Origin of the sequence: Streptomyces sp. HM190 (genome assembly GCF_009857135.1) — a bacterium.
GTDB lineage: Bacteria > Actinomycetota > Actinomycetes > Streptomycetales > Streptomycetaceae > Streptomyces > Streptomyces heilongjiangensis.
In genome coordinates this window covers 670,564-681,202 of sequence record NZ_CP047318.1, presented here as the reverse complement: position 1 = coordinate 681,202, position 10,639 = coordinate 670,564, and the positions used below count along the sequence as shown (strand labels likewise).

1 protein-coding gene and 1 pseudogene are annotated in these 10,639 nt (G+C 74.1%); both read left to right on the top strand.

All coding sequences use genetic code 11. The features are described from left to right. The first annotated feature begins 116 nt into the window (after window positions 1–116). A complete protein-coding gene (locus tag GSY65_RS02595; protein WP_159765743.1) occupies window positions 117–1,319 on the top strand; it encodes a cytochrome P450 in 1,203 nt (400 codons plus the stop codon). A 175-nt stretch (window positions 1,320–1,494) separates the two neighbouring features. Then, window positions 1,495–10,554 (top strand): annotated as a pseudogene (locus GSY65_RS02590) (SDR family NAD(P)-dependent oxidoreductase); the annotation flags it as partial. Between the last annotated feature and the right edge of the window lie 85 nt (window positions 10,555–10,639).

Sequence of the window (10,639 nt, the reverse complement as noted above, 5' to 3'; positions counted from 1 at the left end):
TCCCGTCCGCGGCGCCGTCCTCGCCCCCCGCCCGCCCTGATCCCTTCCCGTGTCCCGGCCCCTCGCGGCTTGATCCCCCCACGTGATCCGCGACCCCGATCACCCCAAGGAGTCCGATGCCCCTCGACATCGAAACCCCGCTGCCCTACCAACGCGACTCCGCCTGCCCGTTCGACCCCGGACCCCGGCTCCGCCAGGCGCAGCGGGAGGGCCCGATGCACCGGTACCGCCTCCCGAACGGGCAGGACATCTGGGTCGTCACCCGCTACGACGAGGTGCGGCAGATGTTCACCGACCCGCGTCTGAGCAGCGCCCTCACCCCGCTCACCCTGATGCTCCCCGGTCTCGGCGACGACCAACTGGAGGTGTCCCCGGGCAGCTTCGTCAACATGGACCCGCCGGAGCACACCCGGCTGCGCCGCACCGTCACCTCCAGCTTCACCGCCCGGCGCCTGCGCGAACTCACCCCCCGGCTGGAACGCATCGCGGAGAATTGCCTCGACGGCATGGAAGAGACGGGCCCGCCCGCCGACTTCATGACCGCGTTCGCATCCCCTTTCCCGCTGCTCGCCATCTGCGAACTGCTCGGCCTCACCGACGCGGAACGCGACGAGTTCATCGCCCTCACCGGCAAGGCCGCCGCCGGACTCGCCGCCACCCCCGAGGAGGCCAAGGACCTCGTCGACCACGCCCACCGTTTCATGCTGGGCATCGTCACCGCCCAGCGCGCCGACCCCCGCGACGGGATGATCGGCATGCTCGTCGCCGAGCACGGCGACGAACTCACCGACGAGGAGATCGTCGGCATCAGCAACATGTTCCTGTCCGCCGGCTTCGACACCACCGCCAACACCATCGGACTGGGACTGCTCGCCCTCCTCGACAACCCCGACCAACTCGCCCTGCTGCGCGACGACCCGGCCGTCCTCGACACCGCCGTCGAGGAACTCATGCGCTACCTCAGCGTCATCTCCGCCACCAGCGGCCGCACCGCCACCGAGGATCTCGAACTCGGCGGCGTCACCGTCAAGGCGGGCGAGTACGTCGTCCCCGCGCTGGCCGTGGCCAACCGCGACCCGGCCCACTACGCCGACCCCGACCGGCTCGACCTCACCCGGCCCCCCGGCCAGCAGGTCGGCTTCGGGTACGGCGTCCATCGCTGCACCGGCGCCACCATGGCCCTGCTGGAGCTGAAGATCGCCTTCTCCGCCCTGCTGCGCCGCTTCCCCGGCATCCGCCTCGCCGTACCGCGCGAGGAACTCGCCTTCCGCGGCTACACCATGGTGCACGGCGCGCTCGGCATCCCCGTCGTCTGGTGAGCCCCACCCCACCCCGCCGGAGGCCGGCCCCCTAGGACACGGCCCCGCCCCTACCCGGCCACGGTCACCTCCCGACCGGGCCCCTCGCGTCCACCACCAGCGGCAGAACCAGTGGGAGCCCAGCGGCATGAACACATCTCTCGACGAGGTCATCGACGCACTGCGCGCCTCTCTCCTGGAGAACGACAGGCTGCGCCGGCAGAACGAGCGGCTCACCTCGGCCGCGACCGAGCCCCTGGCGATCACCGGCATCGGCTGCCGCTTCCCCGGCGGGGTCGACGACCCGGAGGGCCTGTGGCGGCTGGTCGCCGAGGGCCGCGACGCCATGACCGGCCCGCCCGCAGACCGCGGCTGGGAGAACCATCCCGCCTACGACCCCGGACACCAGGGGGCGTTCCTCGCGGGCGCCGGGGACTTCGACGCCGGCTTCTTCCGCATCTCGCCGCGCGAGGCCCTGGCCATGGACCCGCAGCAGCGGCTGCTGCTGGAGGTGGCCTGGGAGGCGATCGAGCGGTCCGGCACCGACCCGCTGTCCCTTCGCTCCACCCGCACCGGCGTCTTCGTCGGCGGCGCCACCCAGGAGTACGGCGTCCTCCTCGGGGACTCCCCGGAGAACACCGACGGATACGCCCTCACCGGCCTGCCCGCCAGCATCATGTCCGGCCGGATCGCCTACCTCCTCGGTCTGGAGGGCCCCGCCCTCACCGTCGACACCGCCTGCTCGTCCTCCCTGGTCGGCCTGCACCTGGCGGCCCAGTCCCTGCGCGGCGGCGAGTGCGACCTCGCCCTCGTCGGCGGCGTCCTCGTCCTCACCGCCCCCACCATCTACGGCGAGTTCGACAGCCAGGGCGGATCGGCCGCCGACGGTCGCTGCAAGGCGTTCGCGGACGGCGCCGACGGCACGGGCTGGGGCGAGGGCGTGGGTGTGCTGGTGGTGGAGCGGTTGTCGGACGCGCGCCGCAACGGTCATCCGGTGCTGGCGGTGGTGCGGGGTTCGGCGGTGAACCAGGACGGTGCGTCGAACGGTCTGACGGCGCCGAACGGTCCGTCCCAACAGCGGGTCATTCTGGACGCGTTGGCGAACGCGGGGCTGTCCCCGGCCGATGTGGACGCGGTGGAGGCGCATGGGACGGGGACGCGGCTGGGTGACCCGATCGAGGCACAGGCGCTGCTCGCCACCTACGGCCAAGGACGCCCGCAGGAGCGGCCGTTGTGGGTCGGCTCCGTCAAGTCGAACATCGGACACACCCAGTTCGCCGCCGGGATCGCCGGCGTCATCAAGACGGTCATGGCGATGCGGCACGGCGTACTGCCCCGCACCCTGCACGTCGACCGGCCGACGCGACAGGTGGACTGGTCGGCCGGCGCGGTACGCGTCCTCACCGAGCAGCGGGAGTGGGCGAGGGCCGACCGTCCGCGCCGCGCGGGCGTCTCCTCGTTCGGGATCAGCGGCACCAACGCCCACGTCGTCCTCGAAGAGGCACCGAAGGACGAGCCGCCGGCCGACGAGCCCGAGCGGACCCGGGGCACAACGCTCCCGGCCGTCCCCGTCCTGCTCAGCGCCCGCAGCGAGCCCGCCCTCCGCGACCAGGCCGCCCGCCTCCTCGCCCACCTCGACCGGCACCCCGGCCCCCGGCTGACGGACCTGGCCGCCTCGGCGGCCACCACACGGGGCCTCATGGAACACCGCGCCGCCGTCACCGCCACCGACCTCCCCGCCCTGGCCGACGGCCTGCGCGCGCTGGCCACGGGGGAGGACGCGCCCGGCCTCGTACAGGCCACCGCGTCGGGCGGTGGTCTGGCGGTGGTGTTCTCGGGTCAGGGTGCGCAGCGGCCGGGGATGGGCCGTGGTCTGTACGAGGCGTTCCCGGTGTTCGCCTCCGCCTTCGACGAGGTGTGCGCGGCGTTCGAGGGGTTGGTGCCGGGCCCGCTCAAGGACGTGGTGTTCGGGGGTCCCGCCGAGGTGCTGGAGACCACGGGATGGGCGCAGCCTGCCCTGTTCGCGTGGGAAGTGGCGCAGTTCCGTCTGCTGGAGTCATGGGGGTTGAGGCCGGATGTGGTGCTCGGGCATTCCCTGGGTGAGGTGGTCGCGGCTCATGTGGGAGGGGTGTGGTCGCTTGCTGACGCGTGTCGGGTGGTGGCGGCGCGCGGACGGTTGATGCAGGCGCTGCCGTCGGGCGGTGCGATGTGGGCGGTGCAGGCGGAGGAGTCCGAGCTGGCGGAGCTGCCCGAGGGGGTGTCGCTGGCCGCGGTGAACAGCCCGTCGTCGCTGGTGCTTTCGGGGACCGAGGAGGCCGTGCGTGAGGTGGCCGACGGGTTCGCCGCCCGGGGTCGGCGGGTGAAGCGGCTGGCGGTCAGCCATGCCTTCCACTCGGCGTTGATGGAGCCGATGCTGGCCGACTTCGCCGGGGTGCTGGCCGGGGTGGAGTTCCGTGAGCCGTCGGTCCCCGTCGTCTCGAACGTGACCGGTGAGGTGGCGGGGGAGGAGCTGCGGACCCCGGAGTACTGGGTCCGGCATGTACGGGAGACGGTCCGGTTCGCCGACGGTGTGCGCGCCGCGCGCGCCCAGGGCGTGCAGACTGTTCTGGAGGTGGGCCCGGACGGCTCGTTGATCTCCGTGATCCAGGAGACGGAGCCGGAGGCGGCGGCGGTCGCGGCGCGGCGGGACCGGGACGAGGCGGTGGCGTGGGTGTCCGCGCTGGCCGAGGCGCATGTGCACGGCGCGGCCGTCGACTGGCGGGCGGTGTTCGCGGGGACGGGCGCGCGGCGGGTCGAGTTGCCGACGTACGCCTTCCAGCACCGCCGCTACTGGCCCGACACGCGGGTGGCCGCCGGTCGTGGCCGCGTCGTGGACGACTGGCGCTACAAGGTCACCTGGCGGCGCCGTCCGCTGACCGGGGAACGCGCCCTGACCGGCCGCTGGCTGCTGGTCCACGCAGGAGGCGCGGCCGGCGCCCGGGTGGCGGAGGCACTGCGGGCGGCGGGCGCGGACGTGCAGGTCGCGGACCGGGCCGCGGCCGGTGACTTCGCGGGCGTGGTGGCCCTGCCGGAGTCGGTCGAGGACGCCGTCTCGCTGGTGCGGGACCTGCGCGCCGCCGGTTCGCGGGCTCCGCTGTGGTGGGTGACGGCGGACGCGGTGGCGGTCGGCTCCGGTGACACCGTACGACCCGACGCCGCACAGCTGTGGGGCCTCGGCCAGGTGGTCGGCCTGGAGGAACCCGGCTGGTGGGGCGGGCTCGTCGACCTGCCCGCCATGGGGGACGACGCCACGGGGGAGTTGCTCGCGGCCGTTCTCGCCGGCGCCGCCGGTGGCGAGGACCAACTGGCCGTACGCGCGGGCGAGGTGTTCGCCCGGCGCCTGGTACGGGCCCCGCTGGCCGGGCGTGCCCCGGCCCGCCCGTGGAAGCCGCGGGGCACGGTCCTGGTGACCGGCGGCACCGGCGGTGTCGGCGCCCATGTCGCCCGCTGGCTCGCCGGGGAGGGCGCGGAGCATCTCGTTCTCACCAGCCGCCGCGGTGCCGCCGCGCCGGGGGCCGAGGCCCTGGCCGACGAACTGCGGGCCCTGGGCGCCGACGTGACCCTGGCGGCCTGCGACATGGCCGACCGGGAAGCCGTCGCCTCCGTCCTGGCGGACATACCGCCGACGACCCCGCTGAGCGCCGTCGTCCACGCCGCCGGCATCGTGCGCTACACCAAGGTGCGCCATCTGACCCCCGAGGAGATCCACGAGGTCGTCGACGGCAAGGCGACGGGCGCCCGCCACCTCGACGAACTCACCGCCGGTCTCGACCTCGACGCGTTCGTCCTGTTCTCCTCGGGAGCGGCCTCCTGGGGCGGCGGTTCCCAGGGCGCCTACGCCGCCGCCAACGCCTACCTCGACGGACTCGCCGAGTCCCGGCGCGCCCGGGGTCTGCCCGCCACCTCCCTCGCGTGGGGCACCTGGCGCTCCGACGGCATGGCGGCCGACCTCGACGAGGAGTCCCTGGCCCGCATGGGCCTCGCCCTCATGGACCCCGCGCTCGCGCTGTCCGTCATGCGGGAGGCGGTCGAACACGGCGAGACCTGCCTCACCGTCACCGACACCGACTGGTCCCGCTTCACCCCCGTCTACGCGGGCGCCCGCCACCGCCCCCTGATCGAGGAGATCCCGGAAGCGGCCCGCGCACTCCAGGGCGACACGGACACCACCGGCACTCCCGAGGGCACCACCGACACGGCGGACGCCGACAGCGCCTCCTCCGGGCTGATCCGCCGCCTCACGGACCTCACCGACGGTGAACGGCGCACCGCCCTGCTGGAGTTGGTGCGTTCCCGTGCCGCCGCCGTGCTCGGCCACACGGACGCGACGGAGGTCGCCGCCCACCGCCCGTTCAAGGACCTCGGCTTCGACTCCCTGACCGCCACCGAACTCCGCAACCGCCTCAACACCGCCACCGGACTGCGGCTGCCCGCCACCCTCGTCTTCGACCACCCCACCCCCACCGCCCTCGCCGACGACCTGCACCGGGCGTTGTACGGCGGCACCGACCCCGCCGCCCGGACCGTCGTCGTCCGCGAGGCCGGACACGACGAGCCGCTGGCGATCGTCGGCATGGCCTGCCGCCTGCCGGGCGGTGTCACCGGACCGGAGGACCTGTGGCGGCTCGTCACCGAGGGCCGCGACGCGATCTCCACCGTCCCCGGCGACCGGGGCTGGGACGCCTGGGGCGCGGCGGGCGGCCACGAGGGCGGCTTCCTCACGGACGTCGCCGGATTCGACGCGGAGTTCTTCGGGATCTCCCCACGCGAGGCGCTGGCGATGGACCCGCAGCAGCGGCTGCTCCTGGAGGTGGCGTGGGAGGCGGCGGAACGGGCCGGGATCGACCCGTCGTCCCTGCGTTCCACCCGCACCGGCGTCTTCGTCGGAGGCTCACCGACCGGCTACGGAAGCGTCGTCGGCGACAGCGCCGACGCCGGCGGCTATCTGCTCACCGGCAACAGCGGGAGCGTGATGTCCGGCCGCGTCGCGTACACGCTCGGCCTGGAGGGTCCGGCCCTCACCGTGGACACGGCCTGCTCCTCCTCCCTGGTCTCGCTGCACCTGGCCGGTCAGGCGCTGCGCGGCGGCGAGTGCGACCTGGCCCTCACCGGCGGTGTCGCGGTCATGCCGACCCCGGGGGCCTTCGACGAGTTCGCCCGGCAGGGCGGTCTCGCCGCCGATGGCCGCTGCAAGGCGTTCGCCGACGCCGCCGACGGCACCGGCTGGTCCGAGGGCGTGGCCTTCCTCGTCGTGGAGCGCCTCTCCGACGCGCGGCGCAACGGGCATCCGGTGCTGGCGGTGGTGCGGGGTTCGGCGGCGAACCAGGACGGTGCGTCGAACGGTCTGAGCGCGCCGAACGGTCCCGCTCAGCAGCGGGTGATCCGTGCCGCGTTGGCGAGCGCTGGTCTGTCTCCGTCGGAGGTGGACGCGGTGGAGGCGCATGGGACGGGGACGCGGCTGGGTGATCCGATCGAGGCTCAGGCGCTGCTCGCGACGTACGGGCAGGGTCGTGAACGGCCGCTGTTCCTGGGGTCGTTGAAGTCGAACATCGGTCATACGCAGGCGGTGTCGGGGGTCGCTGGTGTGATCAAGACGGTGTTGGCGTTGCGGCATGGGGTGTTGCCGAGGACGTTGCATGTGGATGAGCCGTCGAAGGAGGTGGACTGGTCGGCGGGTGCGGTGGAGTTGCTGACGGAGTCGCGGGAGTGGCCGGAGACGGGTCGGCCGCGTCGTGCGGGGGTGTCGTCGTTCGGGATCAGCGGCACGAACGTGCACGTGGTCCTGGAACAGGCCCCGGAACCCGACAGCACGACGGAGCCCACGCCACCCTGCTCCGGTCCGCTCCCCTGGACCGTGTCCGGCCACACCGAGCCCGCCCTGCGAGCCCAGGCCGCCCGTCTGGGAGCACACGTGACGGACCGTCACGACATGGCCGCCGACGTGGTGGGCCGCACGCTGGCTGTGTCCCGCGCCGGGCTGGAGCACCGGGCGGTCGTGGTCGGAACCGACCGCGAGGACCTGCTGCGAGGCATCGCCGCCGTCGCCGACGACCGGCCCGACGCGAGGGTGGTGCGGGGTCGTGCGCGTGGCGGTCCTGGTCCGGTGTTCGTGTTTCCGGGTCAGGGGTCGCAGTGGGTGGGGATGGCGGTGGAGTTGCTGGAGGCTTCGCCGGTGTTCGCGGAGTGGATGGGGGAGTGCGAGCGGGCGTTGTCGCCGTATGTCGGCTGGTCGTTGCGTGAAGTCCTCGATGACGAGGTCGCGTTGGACCGGGTCGATGTGGTGCAGCCGGTGTTGTGGGCGGTGATGGTGTCGCTGGCGGGGCTGTGGCGGTCGTTCGGGGTGGAGCCTTCGGCGGTCGTCGGGCATTCGCAGGGTGAGATCGCCGCGGCGGTGGTGGCTGGTGGTCTGTCGCTGGAGGACGGGGCGCGTGTGGTGGCGCTGCGGTCGAGGGCGATCCTGGCGTTGTCGGGCAGGGGCGGCATGGCTTCCGTGCAGTTGCCGGTCGAGGACGTACGCACTTTCATGCCGGTGACGGACGGCCGGGTGGAGGTGGCCGCGGTCAACGGTCCTTCCTCGGTGGTCGTGGCGGGTACGCCGGAGGGTCTGGACGAGGTGGTTGCCGAGGCGGAGGCGCGCGGCGCCCGCGCCCGGCGCATCGCCGTCGACTACGCCTCGCACTCCGCTCATGTCGAGGACATCCGAGAGGAGTTGGCGGAGGTACTGGCGGACATCACGCCCACCGCGGCCTCGGTGCCGTTCCACTCCACGGTCACGGAGGGACGGCTCGACACGTCGGGGCTGGACGCGGAGTACTGGTACCGCAACCTGCGCTCCACGGTGCGGCTTGACTCCGTGATCAGGGGGTTGGTGGAGGCCGGCCATCAGTCGTTCGTCGAGGTCAGCGCGCATCCGGTGCTGACGGGGGCGGTGCAGGAGACCGCGGAGGCGGCCGGTCGCGAGGTGGCCGTCACGGGCACGTTGCGGCGGGACGACGGGGGCCTGGAGAGGCTGCTGCTGTCGCTGGCGGAGGCGTACGTGCACGGGGCCCCCGTGGACTGGACGGTGCGCTTCACGCCGCCCGGCGAGGAGCCCACCCCGGATTCCGGCGTACCGCACGTCGATCTCCCGACGTACGCCTTCCAACACCGGCGCTACTGGCCCGAAACGACGGTGGTCGCCGCGGGCAAGGGCCGCGCCGTCGACGACTGGCGCTACCGGGTCGTATGGCGACGAGGCACCCTCCCCGACGGCGAGGACCCGCGCCTCGCCGGGCGATGGCTGCTGATCGCGCCCGAGACGCCCCACTCGGAAGAGGACCCCGGCGCCGTCTCCCGGACCGACGTGCCCACCACGACCGAGGACCGGATCGCCGCCGCGCTTCGGGCGGCCGGAGCCGAGGTGACCCTCGCGGCGCAGGCCGCGCCCGGCGACTACGCGGGCGTGATCGCGGCCCCGCGCTCCCTCCGCGACGCCGTGGCCCTGCTCCGCGACCTCCGTGCCGCCGATGTGACGGCACCGCTGTGGTGGCTGACCGAGGGTGCCGCCTCGGTCGTCGCGGGCGACGCCGTCAGCCCGGCGGCGGCCCAGCTGTGGGGGCTGGGACAGGTGGTGGGCCTGGAGCACCCGGACTGGTGGGGCGGGCTCGTCGACCTGCCGGCCGACTGGACCGAGGACACGGGGCGCGGGCTGGCGGCCGTACTCGCCGCGGGGCGCGCCGACCGCGCCGCCCTCGGCGACACGGCCGACAGGGGAGCCGTCGGCGGGGAGGACCAGGTCGCCGTGCGCGAGTCCGGGACCTACGTGCGGCGGCTGGTGCGTGCCCTGGCGGGCGGACGCCGGCCGGAGCAGGTCTGGAAGCCGCGCGGCACCGTCCTCGTCACCGGTGGCACGGGCGGCGTCGGCGCGCATGTCGCCCGGTGGCTCGCCGCCGAGGGAGCGGACCACCTGGTGCTGACCAGTCGGCGCGGCACGGCGGCGCCGGGCGCCGCCGACCTGGGCCGGGAACTGGAGGCACGCGGGACACGCGTGACGATCGCCGCGTGCGACGTGGCGGACCGCGACGCCCTCGCGGCCGTCCTGGCGGACATCCCCGAGGAAACCCCGCTCACCGCCGTCGTCCACGCCGCCGGCGTGGCGACCTTCTCCGACGTGCTGTCCATCGACGACGACGAAATCGTCTCCGGTACGGCGGCGAAGGTGGAGGGCGCCCGTCATCTCGACGCGTTGACGGCGGAGCTGGACCTGGACGCGTTCGTGCTGTTCTCGTCGGGGGCCGCGGTGTGGGGGAGCGCGGGCAACGGCACGTACGCGGCGGCCAACGCGTTCCTGGACGGGCTGGCGTACGAGCGGCGGGCGCGGGGGCTGCCGGCCACCTCCGTCGCCTGGGGCGGCTGGGCGGGCGGCGGCATGCTCCAGGGCTCCGAGTCCGTCGCCGGACAACTGGAGCGCATGGGGCTGCGGCAGATGCAGCCGGAGCTGGCGATCGGTGTCCTGAGCGAGGCCGTCGGTCAGGGCGAGACCGCTCTCACCGTCAGCGACATGGACTGGGAACGCTTCGCCCCCGTCTACGCGCTCGCCCGGCGCCGCCCGCTCATCGAGGAGATCCCCGAGGCCGCCCGCGCCCTGACCGGCGGGGACTCCACCGACGACACGACGACGGCCGACACGAACGCCGCCGCCCGCCTGCGCGAGAGCCTCGCCGCCCTCACCGACCTCGAACGTCAGGACACCCTCGTGGACCTCGTCCGGGAGCACGCGGCCGCCGTCCTCGGCCACGCCTCCCCGGACGCCCTCACACCCGACCGGCCGTTCAAGGACCTCGGCTTCGACTCCCTGACCGCCACCGAACTCCGCAACCGCCTCAACACCGCCACCGGGCTGCGGCTGCCCGCCACCCTCGTCTTCGACCACCCCACCCCCACCGCCCTCGCCGGCCTCCTGCACGACGAACTCCTCGGCGGCGCGCCGGACGACCCGATGGACGCCCTGCGCGTCCAGCAGGAGCTCGACCGCATGGAAAAGGCCCTCCTCCCGGCGGTGACCGCGCCCGACATGGACCCCGCTACCCGTGCCGACGTGGCGCAGCGACTGCGCGACCTCGCGGCACGGCTCAGCGGCACCGACCCGGACGCCGCACCCCGCACCGCCGACGGCCTGGAGTCCGCCACGGACGACGAGATCTTCGACCTCATCGACCGTGACCTGGGTGTCGGCTGACCCCGCCCCGACCGGCTCGCCCCCTCGCCCCCCACCCTGCCCCGCGCCGCCCCGCCGCGCCCATCCGCAGCCGGGTGACCTCACC

Coding starts and splice junctions, on each gene's coding strand:
- GSY65_RS02595 (WP_159765743.1), top strand. CDS start 117: ATGCCCCTCGACATCGAAACCCCGCTGCCCTACCAACGCGACTCCGCC.